Below are 15,835 nucleotides of genomic sequence, written 5' to 3' on the forward strand. Positions count from 1 at the left end.
CCCGCATTGGCCGCAGCGCGCCCGATCGCGCCGTGGCCCGAACCACCCCGGCGCGGCTCAGGTGCCTTCACGCGTGCCAGCCATCAGTTCCCAGCCTCTCCACTCGAACCGCACGCACGGCGCACCAGTTCCGTGCACCGCAATGGATAAGGTGAGTGACAGGTACGTATGAGCTTGATCACGAGGTGCGCTGCGATGTCCCTGCCGGCGCAAGTCACCGCCGCTGAGCTCCACCCCAACGGCGCCGTCGAAACCGGCGAGCGATCTGGCGCCTCGGAGCTGATCGCGCCGCACGGCGGCACGCTGGTTGACCGCCAGCTCGTCGGTGAACCACTGCTCGCCGCACGCGCGGCGTTGCCCGGCCTCCGCCATATAGAGCTTGACCTCAGAGCCTTTGCCGACCTGGAGTGCATCGCCACCGGCGTCTACTCTCCGCTCAGCGGCTTCATGGGCGCAGCGGATTATCGCTCCGTATTGAGCGAGATGCGGCTTGCCAACGGTCTGCCGTGGTCGATCCCCATCACGCTCTCCATCGCGCAGGACGCGGCGGAGGGAATCTCTGCCGGCAGTCAGATTGCCTTGACCTGGCGTTCCCAGCCGCTGGCGCTGATGCGTGTCGATGACCGCTTCGCCGTTGACCTCCATGAAGAGGCGGTGCAGGTCTACGGCACGGCGGACACGGACCACCCCGGCGTTGCTGCGTTGATGGGCCGAGGCGGACTCTATCTTGGCGGTCCGATTTCGCTCATCGATCGGCTGCCCGCCCGAGAGTTCGCGGACCTGCGTCTTACCCCGAGCCAGACCCGCGCCGAGTTCAGGCGACGCGGCTGGCGCAGCATCGTCGCCTTCCAAACGCGCAACCCGATTCATCGCGCACACGAATACCTGCAAAAGACGGCGCTGGAAGCGGTCGATGGCCTGTTCGTGAATCCGCTCGTTGGCGCTACGAAGGACGATGACGTGCCCGCGGCGGTGCGTATGCAGAGCTATCAGGTCATCCTCGAACGCTACTACCCGGCGCAGCGGACGCTGCTCGGTGTGTTTCCCGCCGCCATGCGTTACGCCGGTCCGCGCGAGGCGATCCTCCACGCGCTCGCCCGCAAGAACTACGGCTGCACGCACTTCATCGTCGGCCGGGACCATGCGGGCGTTGGCAACTACTACGGCACCTACGCGGCGCAGGAGATCTTCGCCCAGTTTGCTCCGGCGGAGCTGGGCATCACCCCGGTAAAACTCGAGCACGCCTTCTACTGCACCGTCTGTGCGCAGATGGCGACCGCCAAGACCTGCCCCCACGACCGCTCCGAGCACGTCCACCTCTCCGGGACGGCCGTGCGCGGCATGTTGCAGCGCGGCGAGCAGCTGCCCGAGCGCTTCACACGGCCCGAGGTGGCCCGCATACTGGCCGATGCCTACGCCCAGGCGGCAAGCGAGGTGGCGCGATGACGGAGCGAAGCGCAACGGTGTGGCTCACCGGGCTCAGCGGAGCTGGAAAGAGTACCATCGCGCAGGCCCTGGTGACGGCGCTGCGCGCTCACGGCCGGCGAGTCGAGTGCCTCGACGGCGACGTGATGCGCGAACGTCTGTGCAAGGGGCTGGGGTTCAGCAAGGAAGACCGGGACGAGAACATCCGCCGTATCGGCTTCGTCGCTGAGCTGTTAACGCGCCACGGCGTCTTCGCCATCGTCGCGGCGATTTCGCCCTATCGCGAGGCACGATCGGAGGTCCGCGCCCGCATCGCCGATTTCATCGAGGTGTATGTGGATGCACCCCTCGACGTGTGCGAACAGCGGGATGTGAAGGGCTTGTATCGGCGCGCGCGCGCCGGCGAGATTGCGCATTTCACCGGCATCGATGATCCGTACGAGCCGCCGCTTGCGCCGGAGGCTATCTGCCGCACGGCGAGGCAGTCCGTGCAGGAGAGCGTGGAGACGATCCTTGATTGCCTTCGCGCACGCAGCCTCCTTGCCCTGCCGTCTTCCCAGAACGGACACCTTCGCGAGCCCATGATGAGCGGCGATCTGACGCATCGCGTGGCGGCAGGGGGTATGGATAGGCATGTCTGATCGACTGGCCGCGCCCGCGGCCTCTCGGCCGCCCGCTGCAACCATGCCCGTCACCCCCACCTTTCTCGTGCTTGGCGCGGCGAAGGCCGGGACGGATGCCATCTACAGTCAACTGGGCCAACATCCAGAGGTGTACGTGAGTCCCGTCAAGGAGACGAACTACTTCGTCTTTTGCGGCGAGCGGCTGCACTTCTCCGGCCCGGGTGACGAGCGCGCGCTGGACGAATGCCGAATCGTTTCGCAGACGGAGTATCTGTCGCTCTTCGCCGCGGCGGCCGGCGCAAAGGCGATCGGCGAGGCCTCTCCGTGGTACCTGTACCGGCCGGAAGTGCCGGATCGCATCCGCGGCATGCTGCCGGAGGCACGGCTGATCGCCGTGCTGCGCCATCCGCTTGACCGGGCATTCTCGGCCTTCGCCATGCTGCACCGCGACGCGCGGGAGCCAGAAACCGAATTCGCCAGGGCGCTGCAGGCCGAGCCGCGGAGGATCGCCGCCGGCTGGGAGCCGATCTGGCACTACCGGGCGATGGGCCGGTACGCAGAGCAGCTGGAGCGTTTTCTGGCGATCTTTCCTCGCGAACAGCTTCGCATCTACCTGTACGATGACTTTCTTGCCACGCCCCTCACGGTGATCCAGGACATCTTTGCCTTCATCGGCGTCGATCCTGCCTTTGTGCCCGATACGTCCGCACGACCGAATGTGTCTTATGTGCCGAAGCACCATCGCCTGCACCGGCTGCTGCTGCGCGACGGGCGGGCCGCACGTCTCGCCAGGATCGCCCTCCCCGCCGGTCCGCGCCAGAAGCTGAAGTGGGCAATCGTGCGCCGCAACCTGAGGCGCCCCGAGCTGCCGAATTCCCTCCGCCGTGAGCTGATCGGTAGCTTCGCGGAGGAGATCAGCCGTCTCGAACGGTTGCTGGATCGCGACCTCACCGCCTGGCGCACCGCCTGAACCGATCGCCCGTCCGGCGGATGCTGTGCCCTCGCGCCGCTCGCTGTGCGCACCCTCGGCGATGCGGGTCGGCGGCTTATCGTCCTGTCGCTGCGTTCAGTGGCTGCTGTCGGCGCAGGACTTGTTGAGGCGCTTGACGGGGTTGGCGTTCTTCACGGCGTCCACGGAGGCGTACGCCCGCAGGGCTGTGGCCGGGATCTGTTTCCAGCCTGGGTCGTCATCACAGTAATAGAGGCCGGTAAACTCCGCGCCGCTCGTATACCAGGTGTGCCCCCCGGCCGCGGCCGGAGTCGTGGGCGTCGGTTGCGGCGGCGCCCCGGCCACCTGAAAGCTGATCACCGGGGCAAGTTCCACGGCCGTAGCGCCGAAGCGCTGCTGGCTGGCGCCGGTGCTGAAGAAGCCGGTGCCGGCAACCTGGACGCTGCCCGAAAGGGATTTGACGCCGCCTTCAGGCGGCTGCCCGAAGGCGGCCACGAAGGCGTCGCGCGCCGCCTTCATCCGGCCAAGCGCGCCAAGCTCCGTGAACTTGGCGCACGGTCCCGCCGGATCGGGCAGCTCGATCGTCAGCTTCGCCGCGGCATCCTGCGGATCGACCAGGCTGACCTGAATCGCGCCGTTTGCCAGGAGCTGAGCGCCGGAGACGTTGGCGGTGAACGCATAGGTTTGCAACTCCAGTGGAGCGACGCGGCTGCGTCCGGGAAGATCGCCGAGCAGCCGAGGCGGCGTCTGGCGCGCCAGGTCGCCGATCCGCGTTGCCGCCGGGTTCAGGCTGACGAGCGCACCGTCGGGATCGGCCAGCGTGCGCACCGCTTCCCGATCGGCCTGGCAGGGCCCGGCGGGCGCGGGCGTTGCGCTTGGTTGCGGCGTGGCGGCGCTGGGCGGAGTTGCCGTCCGCGTGGGCGCCGTCCCGCCGCTGCCGGCGCCGGCCGTCGGAATGGTAAGCACGCGGACGGTTGGCCGCGCCACCGCCGCCGGCGTCGTCGCTGCCGGCGCCGCGGTGCCGGTTGTCGCCACGGGCTTCGGCGTCTTCGACCCGCTGCAGGCAACGACCAGGCAGACGCCAAGGACTACCGGCAACAACCGCGCTACCACGCCGCGGAGATGCCGCCGCCCGTCATCAGCGGGTGGGCCGAAGATGATGCGGGCCAACCTCGCACTCCTCACGCGCTTTCGGGGGTTGTGACATTGTACCGGAGAGCTAATGTGGCTTGCGTTGGGCAACATCACGCCGCGGCAGCCCGCCCCGTTGTGGAGTATCGAACCGTTGGCCTGCCTCAGTCGAGTGGCCCCATTGCGTTTGCGTGTGTATCCGCTGTTTGCGCGGTGAGGGAGGCGGCCTGCTGCGACCGACGCCGTCCCGGGAAGGGATCCGGCGGCCCGTCGGAACGCAGTCGCGCTGGAATCCGACCGGCACGCGCTCCCGCATACAGCTCTAACAAGTCGTCTGCCACGCGGCCGATCGAATAGTGACAGCGAACGTGCTCTGCTGCTGCCGCGCCGAGACGCCGCCGCAGTGCCGGATCATCGACCAGGCGCTGCAGCGCCTGGGCAAGCCCCGCGGGGTCGCTCGGGGGAGCGACAAGTCCGGTGACCTCGGGAATCACCGCCTCTTCTGGCCCGCCAAAGGTGATGACCGGCGGCAGGCCGCGGTCCATCGCCTCAAGCAGGGCGATGGACATCGAGCCACTGGGCACGGCCAGCACAAAGACATCGAACGCATCGAGGAAGGGCGCAGGATCAGGATGGAAGCCTGGAATGTGGACAGATGCGCAGATATCGAGACGGCGGACCAAATCTTGCAGCTCGTCTCGCAGTTCACCATCACCAACGATCACGAGCCTGCAATCGCGCTGCTTCAGCCGTGCAAATGCCTGAATGAGGTCGTGCAGGCCTTTGCCCGGAGCGAGTCGTACCAGACTGCCTATCACTACCGTCTGGTCGCCGATCCCCAGCTCACGGCGAATCCTGGTCCTATTCTCGAGAGATTCGGCCGAAGTCACGACGCGCAGTGGTGTGCCGTTGAGTACTGTTGCGGTACGAGAAGTAACATTTCTTAATCGACGACGCCGGAGACCAGCGTTACGTCTCGATACCGATACCAGTGCATGAACCAATCGATCCAATAGGTATCTACCAATCCTATCGTAGATTGGTGGACGGGGAACAGGTATGTCGTGCTCTGTGACCACGACTGTCGCATTGCTCAAGATACGCGTGACCACCGCAACACCGACCCCTCCATATGCTCCAGTGTGCAGGTGAACCACGTCAGGATGCCACTTGTGCAAGTTGATGGCCAATTTGCTGAGATGTAAGAACTGCACCCATCTACCGCTGCGCGGATCAGTATCCAACCGAGTAACAGCAACATCGCAGTTACTGAACATATCTGCCAGAGGATCCAGATAGTCCGATTCAGGAATAACGACGCCAACCTGGATACCACGCCTGCGGTATTCATCCGCCAAATACAAACATAGTGTTTCCATGCCTCCTATGGCCAGTGGATTTAGCACAAACATCACACGATTGATCGATTTCAGTCTAACATGTTCCTTATTGTGGACCATCAGGTAGAGTGCTCCTCCGGCCGATTTCATTCAAGCGGATCCCCTGCGCTCAATGACGCCAGAGCGCCGACCAAAGCAGGGACTCAAGGGTCTATCAGGCTCGCCGCTCGCTCCTCATGCGCCGCGCTCTTGCTCGCAGCATGCGATAACTCGGACGTAACGGGCTTCGCAGAAGCAGCCAGTCTCGCGTTCCGCGCAGCACGTGCGCAGGCCCGTGACTCGGAACGTAGCTATAACGGTGTGCACAGCTATCGATCTGCTCCCTGGGCTCGAAGCCGGCGCGGTGCAAGTGCCAGCGCAGCGGCAAGTCATCGGTGTACAGGTGCCAGGCGTTCTCCGGCGTCTGCGGGCGCGTGTCGAAGTTGGCGAACAGCACGCCGCCGGGCTTCAGGGCGCGGTGCAACATTCGCGCGGTCGCCGGGAGATCGGGCACGTGCACCAGCGTATCCACCGCGGTGATCACATCGTAGCGCCCAGGCTCCAGCGTTTCGCGATTGAGATCGATGTAGCGGTGGTTTTCGCCCCGCCGCCGGTGCCGAAACTTGGCGAAAGCGAGCAGCGAGGTCGAGATGTCGGCCAGGTCCGTCTCATAGCCGAGCCGGCGGAAGAGCTGGCTCGTCGTCCCCACCCCTGAGCCGAAGTCGAGGTGCCGTCTCCCTGCGCCTTTGGCAGGGACAGTGCCGGCGATCGCCACGCTGACCGGGTAGGCATACCCCTCGGCCTGAAGATAGGCGTACCAGAGCAGGTCAAACGCCCATGACTGCGTGGAGTGATAGAACTCGGCCAGCGCCGCCGAAGAGTCGCGTGAGCGCCGCTGCCACTCGGCCACGCTCCACGCTTCCCAGTTGATGCACCGCTGCGCGCACTCCTCCGGCTCCAGACCGAAGTAGACGCTGAGATCGTCGAGCACGGCGCCCCGCACGTCCGTGAAAGATTCCAGCATCAATCCCGAACGGAACTGCTGCATCGCCTCGCTCGCATATGCCCGCCGCCGGCGCGGTGTCCAGCTCGCCCGGTCGGGCCGCGGCTGCGCGGGATCCAGCGGATCGGGGTGCAGTCCCTGCTTTGTACGGTCAATCTCGTACGGCATGTATGTTTGCGGAGACATCACTTTTCCTCTGCCGGAATTGCTGCCAGAGCTCGATCAACCAGCTCACGATGCGGGCGTCGTTGCTGCCGCCATCGAAGCGCTGCTCCGCCACCTGGCGAGCTTGCCTGCCCATCTGTTGCAACCGATCGCGCGATGCCGCCGCCTGGCGCAGGGCTGCCACCAGATCGGACATCGCCGGTCTGATCAGCCAGCCGGTTTGCCCAGCGCTCACGATGTCACTCGCCCCGCCGAGGTCGGAAACGATCACCGGCAGGCCGGAGGCCATCGCTTCTACGGTGGCAATGCCGAAGCATTCGGCTCGCGTCGGCAGCACGAACAGGTCGGCCCTGGCGTACAGCTCACGCAACGCGTCCGAGTTGGGTTCGGCCTGGTGGACGCGGATGCCCGGTGCGGCGGGAACCGGACTGCGGGTCACGATGTCCAGCTCCAGCTCAACGTCGAGCGGCGCACGGAGCGCCTCGAGCAGCAGCGGCCCGCCTTTGCGCTCAAAGTCGGCGCCGACAAACAGCAGGCGCAGTGGGCTGCCGGTGGTCGTGGCGCGCGCCGTGCGCGGAGTCCAGGTGTCCAAGTCCACGCCCGGCGGCAGCACGCGGATGCGGTCGTCCGGCACGCCGCGTCGTCGCAAATCGTCGGCCGCCCAGGTCGACCAGGGCGTGAAGAGCGTGACGAAGTGCCACAGCGCCTGCTCGCGGCGCTCCAGCACTGCGCGGGCGACGCCGCGCCGGCTGGTACGGCCGTAGTACGTTGGCGCGAGATCATCGAGCTGAAGCGCGGTGCAATCCAGGTCCAGGATCAGCGGCCGGCGCAACGGGCCGGCCTGCGCCCACAGATGGGGCAGCACAACCTCGGCTGACGATGTCCAGAGGACATCCGGACGCGGCAACGTCGCGAACGGTGCGGCCTCGAGCACGGCGCGCGCCCGGCCGCGAACCGCACGCGGGATCCACGTCAGCCGCTCAATCAGACCCCGCTCACGCCAGCCAGTGACCGTGCGATACGTTGGACGGATCCGCTGATCGAGCCGCGTATTGGCTTGCAGGTTGAGAAACCGCGTGCGATGGCCGGCATAGAGGGTGCCGAGAAAGAGAACGCGCGGCGCCGAGGGTTGCCGAGTTTGTGTCACCCTGCCCGCCGTGACCGCCGCGCCACTGCCGCTCGGACGAGGAGCGCCAACCGACATCACGGCTCCTTCGATACCCGATTGCAAGGTGGCGATGCTGGGACGGCCGGCCCTACCGTAGTTCTCAGCGTAGGTATCGTGCCGACCGCCGAAACCCATAGTAGATACGCCACGGTGAAGGTGGCGCCGCAAGCCGGTAGAGGAGCGGTGCAGGCAGTGCCTGCGCGCCGCGGCCCCCGCAACCTGGCTCTCTCGTCTCTTCACCTGGCCTGAACCGCGGGAAGACGGATTCTCAACCTCTGCCCCGATAGGGTGAAGGCCGAAGATCAATCGCTGGGCGGCGCAGGCCCGAGGAGTGAACTCGATGCGGCAGCACGCGATGGAAGTCCTGTTCAAGCACAAGTTTCTGATCCTGCTGCCGCTGGTGCTCATCGCACCGATCGCCGTGCTGCTCGCCCGGCGCACGCCGGCGCCAAAGTGGCGCGTCACGGCGGGAATCTGGGTCGACCAGTATCGTCCGCTGTTCATCGACGACCGTCTGGGCGCGACGCCCGCGATCAACCAGGCCCAGCTGCTGAACGACTTCATCCACACCCGCGGCTTCGCGATCGCGGTCCTCAAGGAGACGCGGCTGGCTCCGCAGTTGGCGACGCCCGCGAGCGAAGATGCGGCGCTGACACAGCTCGGTCGCGCGGTCGCCGTGGCGCCGAGCGGCAACAGCTTCATGAGCGTCTCGGTGACGATGAACGATCCCGACCTCGCCTTCGAGATTATGCAAGGTATGCTCGACAACTTTCAGGCCTCATTGGCGGCACAGCGCTCGGCGCAGGCCTCGGCCGCACTGACGATCAACACCGACGCGACCAAGCAGGCGCAAGACGCGCTGACCAAGGCGCAGAACGATCTCAGCGCCTATCTGACCGCGCACCCGCAGCTCACCAGCAAGTCCGTGGATAGCACCCTCTCGCCGTTGGAGCGCGATCCCAACTTCGCCAAGCTCGTGGACCAACTCGCGGCGGCGCAGCAGAGTCTCGACGGTCTGCAAAAGCAGCAGGGCCAGCTGCAGCAGGACGCCGCGGCCGGCCAGGCGGGTGTTCCGTTCACCCTTACCGTGGTCGACCAGCCCCAGCGTCCACAGTTGCCCGTGCCGACCAAGCGGGTAGACATCTACAAGCTGCCGGCGATCGCCCTGACCCTCGGACTACTGCTGAGTTTGGTGGCGGCGGTCTTCCTTGTGCTGACCGACCGGACGGCTCGTGGCTCGTACGACTTTGCAGGTGCGCTGGCGGTGCCCGTGCTTGGCGAGATTGGTGAGCTGCGTGGTTTCCGCTGGCCGTTCAAGCGCCGGGCGCACGCGCTGCGCGCGCGGCGGTGGTTGTGGCGGCGCAAGACACACGATGTTGTGCGACTTCGCCTGGTAGCGCCGGCATGCACGATCGTGAGGCGTAACGGCGATATCTAGCGACCGATTTCTGGTACGGCGATTAGTCGCTACCGTACGCGCAGGTGCGGAGATTCCGGAACAGTAGTAAAGCCAATGTTTGCGACTGCGATGGGCCGGTATATCACACGCGCAGGGGGAGATCCGCCGCTCAACAAACGCCGTCAGCTCCTGCACAGTACCCCGTATTCAGCGATCTAGAGAGGAACATACCTGATGCTGCGAGTGCTCCGAGCACCCTGGAAACCTCGCGCTAAGGCCGAGCGCCTCGCACTCGCCGAACCCGCGTTTCGAGACATGCCGGCGCGGCCCGAGCGAATCGAGGGTCCCGCGGAGACGTGGGATCGGTTCGGCTATGGGGAGATCGAGCGAACGCTGCGTCATCTCTGCACGCAGATCGGCTGGACTCAGGTCCCCGAGGGACCCGGCCACGTCCTCTCGGTCAGCAGCGCTGTCCCGCGCGAAGGCAAAACCTCGGTATCGGTCGCACTCGGGACGGTGATGGCACGCGACCATAGCTGCGACGTGCTGGTGATCGAATGCGACCTCTGGCAGCCGCGACTGCGCACGGATCTGGGCCTGGGCAGCGTCGCCGGCCTGAGCCGGCTGCTGGAGTGGAACGACGAGCTCGAGTTTGGGCTGCACCAAAGCGCCATTCCCAATCTCTGGATTCTGCCGGGAGGGTCGGTACCCGACCAACCGTCCCGGCTGCTCCGCTCGCAACGGATGCAGCGCCTGATCGACGAGGCCCGTGAGCGCTTCCCCTTCGTGATCCTGGATCTGCCGGCCGTGCTCTACAGCAGCGACGCCGCGGTCCTGGCTCAGCTAAGCGAGGGCACCCTGTTTGTCGTGCGCACCGGCAACACCGACGTGCGGGCCGTCGAACAAGCCATGGGGCTGCTCCAGGGCGCGAACGTCTACGGCGTGCTGCTCAATCGCGTGCGGCCGGCACTGCCCGACCTGGTACGCCGCCTGATGCAGGCGTAGGACGGCACATGCGACTGTTGCTGATCTATCTGTTTGCGGTGGTTGGCGTCGGCCTGTTCAGCGATAGGCTCGATCGCCGGCTGTACGCCGTGGTGCTCGCCGGCGCGCTGCTGACCACGGCGCTCTATTTCTTCACACGACGGTTCATGACGTGATTGCAACCGCTCGGGCGCCACGCCCACTCTCATCGCTGCCGCCGCGGCTGCTGCCGGGCGCGGCGCTGGTGGTTGCCTCGCTCGCTGCGGTCGCGGCCACGCTGGTCCTGCAGCAGTACGCGCTGGCGGTCATGGCGGCGGTACTGGGCGGCGCACTCACGCTCTGGCGGCCCCGCGTCGGGCTCTATCTGGCGGTGCTGCTGGCCGTCGCCCTCGAGCCGATCACGATCGACCCCGTGATGACGGTCGGCTGGATCGCGCAGTCGGACGTCAGCAGTTGGAGTCCCCTCTCCTTCCTCGTCTTCACGCCGGTCGAGGCGCTGGTCGCGCTGACCGCGCTGGCCGTGCTCGGACGCGCCGTACTGGATCGGCGGGCGCCACCGCGCGCCCAACTGCTCGGGCCGCTGCTGGTATTCCTGGCGCTGCTCGTGCTGAGTGTGCTCTGGGGCGTGGGCCGCGGCGGCGGCAGCGCGAACAAGGCGCTGTGGGAGATGCGCAACCTCGTCGTTGGCGTCACGATCGCGCTGCTCATTCCCGCCGTTCTGGAGACGCGGGCGCAAACGGAGCGGTTCCTCAGCGTCATGGCCGTGGCCGTGGTCGTGCTGAGCGTCGAGATTATCGTGCGGCGGTTCACCGTGCTGCCTGGCGCGGCCGCCGACACCACCGACCTCGCCTTCGGGCACGAGACGCCGGTCTTCATGAACTTCACCGTGGTGCTCTTGCTGGCTCGCCTGATCTGGCCGGCGCGGCCGCGGCAGCGCCTCTGGGTGCTCATGGTGCCGATTATCCTCTGGGCGGAGATGCTGACCGGACGCCGCGCCGGCTGGGTCGGACTGGACGTTGCGCTGATTCTGCTGGCCGTCTTCATGTTCCGCCTGCGCCGCGCCCACTTTTATCTGTTGGTGCTGCCGCTGGCGCTGATCTACTGCGGCTACCTGGTCACCTTCTGGAACGCGCAGGGCGCGCTGGCGGAGCCGGCGCGGGCCGTGCGCTCGATCAGCGACCCCGAAGGCCGCGATCTGTCCTCAAATCTCTACCGCCAGACGGAGACAGGAGACGTGCGCCAAAACATTCATGCGCACCCCCTCACGGGCCTCGGCTTCGGGCAACCGTACGTCTTCTATATCCCGTTGCCCGACCTGAGCTGGTGGCCCTTCTGGCACTACGTTCCCCATAACGCCATGTTGTGGCTCTGGCTGAAGACGGGACCGGCGGGCTTCGTCGCCTTCCTCACGCTGATCGGCGTTGGCATTGCCCGCGGTGTGCAACTCCTTAAGCAACGCAGCCGCAGCGAGTCGGCGCCGTTCATCGCCGCGCTGGTGAGCGGGCTGCTGATGGTTCCGATCTACAGCTACGTGGACATCGGTCTCACCAGCGTGCGACTCTGCGCCTTCCTCGGACTGGCCCTGGGCGTGATCGGCGTATGGGGCCGCAAGTCGGCCGAGGAGAGCGCGTGAGCTTCAAGGTGTCTCCGACCCCTGCCGCGACGGCGGTACCAGCCGAGAGTGTCCCGGCTCGGAGTGGCGCTGGGCCGTATCACTCGCCCTCGGCCAGCGTTATGCGCGGAGCCCTGATGTTGATCGGCACGCAGCCGCTGACCTGGATCAGCAGCTTCGTGCTGGCCGCCCTCTTGCCTCACTATCTCGGAGCACGAGAACTCGGCGTCCTCGCCGTCGCGCTGACGGTGACCGGCCTCGTGAAGGCGCTCTCAGCAATGGGCGTTCCAGGGTACCTGACACGCGAGGTCGCTCGGCGACCCAGCATAGCGATGGAGTTGGTCAGCCTTGCAATCGGTTACGTTGGCGCCGTTAGCCTGCTGGCGGCCGCGGCGACTGACCTGCTTCTGCCCAGGCTCGGCGTCTTCTCCGAACATGTCGGGCTGCTGCGGGTGCTGCTCGTGGGCAGCGTGGCAGCCAACTGCCTCGGGCTGATGACGTCGCTGCTGCAGGGCCAGGAACGGCACGCGCGCTACGCCTGGTGTATCGCCGGCGGCGTGGTGGTGAGCACCTGGGCCGGTATCGCGGTGCTGATCGCGGGGGGCGGCGTCACGCCGTTCGCCGCGGCAAATGTGCTCGGCACGATCGGGGTGACGATCGTCGCCTGGCGCTGGGCCGGACTCAAGTTTACCCGGCGGGCTCTGTCACCGGCCGGAATCCGCCGGCTTGCTCATGGCGGGTTTCCATTCCTCGGCTGGGACGTGACCATCATTGTGCGGGCGCAGATCGATATCGTGATCGTCGCCGCGCTGGCGGGCAGCAGCGCGGCGGGCTGGCTTGCGGCAGCCTACCGTATCATTGCGATCCCCGCCTTCATACCGACGCTGATTAACACGCCCCTGTTTCCCGCGTTGAGCCGCACGGTGCATGATTCGAGCGAATTTCGGCGGACCCTTCGCCGCACGGTCTTTGCCGCAGCGCTGCTGGCGGTGCCGGCAAGCGCGGGAATCTTCGCGCTGGCCCCCGCCGTTCCTGGGTTGCTCCACTGGCCAGCGGAGTTCGAGCATAGCCGTGTGCTGATCATGACGCTCACGATCGCCTACCCGCTGGTCGCCGTCGATACCCTCCTCGGCACGGCGCTCTTCGCCCTCGGCCGCGAGCGTCACTGGCTCAAGGTCGCGATCGGCGCGGCGATCTTCAACATCGGTTCAAACCTGATCGCTGTGCCATTGTCTGGCCACCTGACGGGGAATCCCGCGGCAGGGGCAGCGGTAGTCGAAGTCATCACCGAGATCATTATGCTGGCAGGCGCAGTCATGCTGCTGCCGCAAGGTGTGTTCGATCGGACGTGCATCAAACAGGCGGGCAAGCTTGTGCTCTGCGCCATCGTCCTGGCTGCCGCGGCTAGTCTTGCACTACACTGGTCTGTGCCACTGGCAATTGCCGCTGGCGCCGTCGTGTACGCCGCGAGCATCTGGGTACTGCGTCTCGTGCCAGCTGCTGCACTGCGCGAACTCCGTGACGCCTCGGTACGGCAGCTTGCGCATGCTCTTCGCGCCTCAGAACGATCCCAACCGTTCCTCACGCCGCTTCCTGACACACTGCCCGCTACGAACTCTGACGGCGGCGGGTAGACACCTGCAGTCCCGCAAGGATGGACGATCCGGCACGTGTCTGACACCGAACGGCACAGTATTTGCCCAAATGGTTGGTCACGTGGAGCAAGCTGACTGATGAATATCCGAGAGCACAAGTATCGCTAGAATCGCGATGCACTGACGCATTCTCGTGCAACGACTATCTCACATCGTACCGAAAGACGAAGCGGTGAAGAACGATTCGTTAGCAAAGAACTGTGGTATGTTGAGCATCGTTGTGCCCACGCACAATCGACGAACACGTCTATCCCGCTTGTTGCAACGTCTCTCCGAGGAATACGCTCGACCTCACTCGTTTGAGGTTGTCGTAGTGATTGATGGGTCGGATGATGATACACTCGCGTTTATCAATACGTTTCATCCGCCATACCCGCTGATTGCTGCTGTTCAAGCAAATCGTGGGCCAGCTTCGGCACGAAATCATGCAATTACGTTAGCCCATGGCGAGATCGTGCTCTTTCTCGACGACGACGTGGTGCCGGAGCGGGGAACCATTGCGCATCACGTGGCAATTCATCAGAATTCTGACGACGCCGTGGTGATGGGGCCAATGTTGCCGCCCAGCGGACGGCGGATGCCGCCCTGGCTCGAGTGGGAAGCGCTGATGCTGCAAAAGCAGTATCGCGCCATGGCCGCGGGACAGTTCACACCGACACCGCGGCAATTCTACACGGCAAATGCATCGGTCAGGCGCAGGCATGTCATTCGGGCCGGCGGATTCGACGAGCGCTACCGGCGGGCCGAGGATGTGGACCTGGCGTACCGCCTGGCGGCGCTCGGCTTATGCTTCCACTTCGAGCCGCGGGCGGTAGTCACGCATGAACCGGATCGCACGCTCGCTGGCTGGCTGCGCGTAGCGAGAGAATACGGCCGCTTTGATGTGCTGGCCGGAATGGAGCGGCCGGCGGTGTTGCGCTACTCGTACGATGAGTGGCATCGCCGCCACCTTTTGAATCGTGCGCTTCCCCGACTCTGCGTCGGGCATGCCCGGCGCGAGCGCCTGATCATCCTGGCGGCGCGTCCGCTGCTCGCGTTACGATTGCCCGAACGGATGGCGCCGCTTCAACGGCTCGCCTGCAGTGCCCTGTTCAACGTGCAGTACTGGCAGGGGGTTGCTGACGCAAGCGGCCAGGGCGAGCGGATCTGGTCGGGTGCGGCCGCGGCCCTCGCCGGCGCACGGGCGAGGCGTGGCCGTGAAGCATCATGATCATGCACGCGATCTGCTTCTGGGATGCCCGGCGGCGGCGTGGTTTAGCGGCGTGGTTTAAAGGATCCTGAGGTTCGGGGAGCGTGTCCGGCGTGCACCTGGGCAGTGGCCAGTGATAGGGATTCCCCGCGAGTCGTTTGCGCTTGCCGCGATGCTGTTACTGACGATCGGCTGTGCGCGGGTACCAGACGTTCCGCATCGCCCGATCACTGGCGGATCCGCAGGCCTTGACACCGCAACGCCGCTCTCGGACGACCGAGCCAGCAGTGCGGTTGGGCGCGGCCCTGTGCTGTTCAGCTGGCGAACCTCGGGTACGGCGGCGGAGCCACTCGTCGAACCGTTCGCCCTCGCGATCGGACCGCAGGACGCCGTGTACGTCCTCGACGGCGCGAGGAATCGCCTCATGCAGTTCGACCGTAACGGCCGGCTGGTCCGCGCCTGGGGAAGCACCGGTTCCGGGAACGGGCAATTCAACTTCCGTACGGAGGAGAGACCCGCCGGCGCCATCGGCGTGGACGCTCGCGGCACGGTGCTCGTGCTCGATGCTGCCGGGCGCTTGCAGCGCTTCAGCAGCCACGGAACCTTTTTGAGTGTGCATCTCTTTGGCCATGGACACGCCCCTGCACAGTTCGACCACCCCACGGCAATGGCCGTGGACTCGGCAGGTAATTTCTACGTGACCGATGGCGGCAATGCGCGCGTGCAGAAGTTCGACGCCCGCGGCAGGTTCTTGCTGTCCTGGGGCCGGCCAGGCACCGGTCCGGGCGAGTTTGGCGTTCCAACACAGATTGCGCTCGATCCGTCGGGCAATGTGTACGTCACCGATGACGCCGATCGGCGGCAGCGTGTACAGATTTTCGATGCCAGCGGTCGCTTTCTTGGCCAGTTTGGCCGCTACGGCACGGGGCCAGCACAGTTTCACGAGGCGGGCGGCATCGCCATCGATCGGCACGGCCACGTGTACGTGGGTGATGCCTGGGGACATCGGATCCAGCAATTTGATACGCGCGGGCAGTATCTCGGCGAATGGGGCAGCGCCGGCCGCGGTGGCGGGCAGTTTTTGGTGCTGGGCGCGTTGGGCGTGGATTCGCTGAACAGCATCTACGCGCTGGGCTCGAACGGGGCGGGTTCG

At 65.8% G+C, this 15,835-nt stretch carries 14 protein-coding genes; 10 read left to right on the forward strand and 4 right to left on the reverse strand.

Features of this window, described 5'->3' with window-relative positions; all coding sequences use genetic code 11:
• Positions 1-195: 195 nt before the first annotated feature.
• Genes sat through VKV26_12275 form a run of 3 tightly spaced genes read left to right on the forward strand, consistent with a single transcriptional unit; the run spans position 196 to position 3,018 of the window.
• Positions 196-1,446: a sulfate adenylyltransferase gene (gene sat / locus VKV26_12265; protein HLZ70666.1), complete on the forward strand. Its 1,251-nt coding sequence runs from the start codon at positions 196-198 to the stop codon at positions 1,444-1,446.
• Positions 1,443-2,066 (forward strand): adenylyl-sulfate kinase, encoded by a 624-nt coding sequence (gene cysC / locus VKV26_12270; protein HLZ70667.1) that lies wholly within the window; start codon positions 1,443-1,445, stop codon positions 2,064-2,066. Before sat ends, cysC begins: the two co-directional genes overlap by 4 nt.
• Positions 2,059-3,018, forward strand: a complete 960-nt coding sequence (locus VKV26_12275) for a sulfotransferase (protein ID HLZ70668.1) — start codon at positions 2,059-2,061, stop codon at positions 3,016-3,018. Before cysC ends, VKV26_12275 begins: the two co-directional genes overlap by 8 nt.
• A 96-nt stretch (positions 3,019-3,114) precedes the next feature.
• Here VKV26_12275 and VKV26_12280 read toward each other — a convergent pair whose 3' ends face one another.
• From VKV26_12280 to VKV26_12295, 4 genes are all read right to left on the reverse strand, one after another.
• Positions 3,115-4,167, reverse strand: coding sequence for a hypothetical protein (locus tag VKV26_12280; GenBank protein HLZ70669.1), 1,053 nt, complete (start codon positions 4,165-4,167; stop codon positions 3,115-3,117).
• Between the two features lie 125 nt (positions 4,168-4,292).
• Complete coding sequence (locus VKV26_12285; GenBank protein ID HLZ70670.1) at positions 4,293-5,618, reverse strand: glycosyltransferase family 4 protein; 1,326 nt, start codon at positions 5,616-5,618, stop codon at positions 4,293-4,295.
• A gap of 64 nt (positions 5,619-5,682) precedes the next feature.
• Positions 5,683-6,696, reverse strand: a complete 1,014-nt coding sequence (locus VKV26_12290; protein ID HLZ70671.1) for a class I SAM-dependent methyltransferase — start codon at positions 6,694-6,696, stop codon at positions 5,683-5,685.
• Positions 6,662-7,978: a glycosyltransferase family 4 protein gene (locus VKV26_12295; GenBank protein HLZ70672.1), complete on the reverse strand. Its 1,317-nt coding sequence runs from the start codon at positions 7,976-7,978 to the stop codon at positions 6,662-6,664. Before VKV26_12295 ends, VKV26_12290 begins: the two co-directional genes overlap by 35 nt.
• A 205-nt stretch (positions 7,979-8,183) precedes the next feature.
• Between VKV26_12295 and VKV26_12300 the strand changes: the two genes are divergently transcribed.
• From VKV26_12300 to VKV26_12330, 7 genes are all read left to right on the forward strand, one after another.
• Positions 8,184-9,281 carry a hypothetical protein gene (locus VKV26_12300; GenBank protein HLZ70673.1) on the forward strand — a complete coding sequence of 366 codons (1,098 nt, stop codon included), beginning with the start codon at positions 8,184-8,186 and terminating at the stop codon, positions 9,279-9,281.
• Between the two features lie 276 nt (positions 9,282-9,557).
• Positions 9,558-10,247 (forward strand): CpsD/CapB family tyrosine-protein kinase, encoded by a 690-nt coding sequence (locus VKV26_12305; protein HLZ70674.1) that lies wholly within the window; start codon positions 9,558-9,560, stop codon positions 10,245-10,247.
• Positions 10,248-10,255: 8 nt separating this feature from the next.
• Positions 10,256-10,402 carry a hypothetical protein gene (locus tag VKV26_12310; protein HLZ70675.1) on the forward strand — a complete coding sequence of 49 codons (147 nt, stop codon included), beginning with the start codon at positions 10,256-10,258 and terminating at the stop codon, positions 10,400-10,402.
• Positions 10,399-11,859, forward strand: coding sequence for an O-antigen ligase family protein (locus VKV26_12315; GenBank protein HLZ70676.1), 1,461 nt, complete (start codon positions 10,399-10,401; stop codon positions 11,857-11,859). Before VKV26_12310 ends, VKV26_12315 begins: the two co-directional genes overlap by 4 nt.
• A 101-nt stretch (positions 11,860-11,960) precedes the next feature.
• Positions 11,961-13,472: an oligosaccharide flippase family protein gene (locus VKV26_12320; GenBank protein ID HLZ70677.1), complete on the forward strand. Its 1,512-nt coding sequence runs from the start codon at positions 11,961-11,963 to the stop codon at positions 13,470-13,472.
• A gap of 226 nt (positions 13,473-13,698) precedes the next feature.
• The gene (locus tag VKV26_12325; protein ID HLZ70678.1) at positions 13,699-14,703 is read left to right on the forward strand and encodes a glycosyltransferase; all 1,005 of its coding nucleotides are present in this window, start codon (positions 13,699-13,701) and stop codon (positions 14,701-14,703) included.
• Between the two features lie 403 nt (positions 14,704-15,106).
• A partial coding sequence (locus VKV26_12330; protein ID HLZ70679.1) for a 6-bladed beta-propeller occupies positions 15,107-15,835 on the forward strand: 729 nt, incomplete at its 3' end.

Source organism: Dehalococcoidia bacterium (genome assembly GCA_035310145.1).
Lineage (GTDB): Bacteria > Chloroflexota > Dehalococcoidia > CAUJGQ01 > CAUJGQ01 > CALFMN01.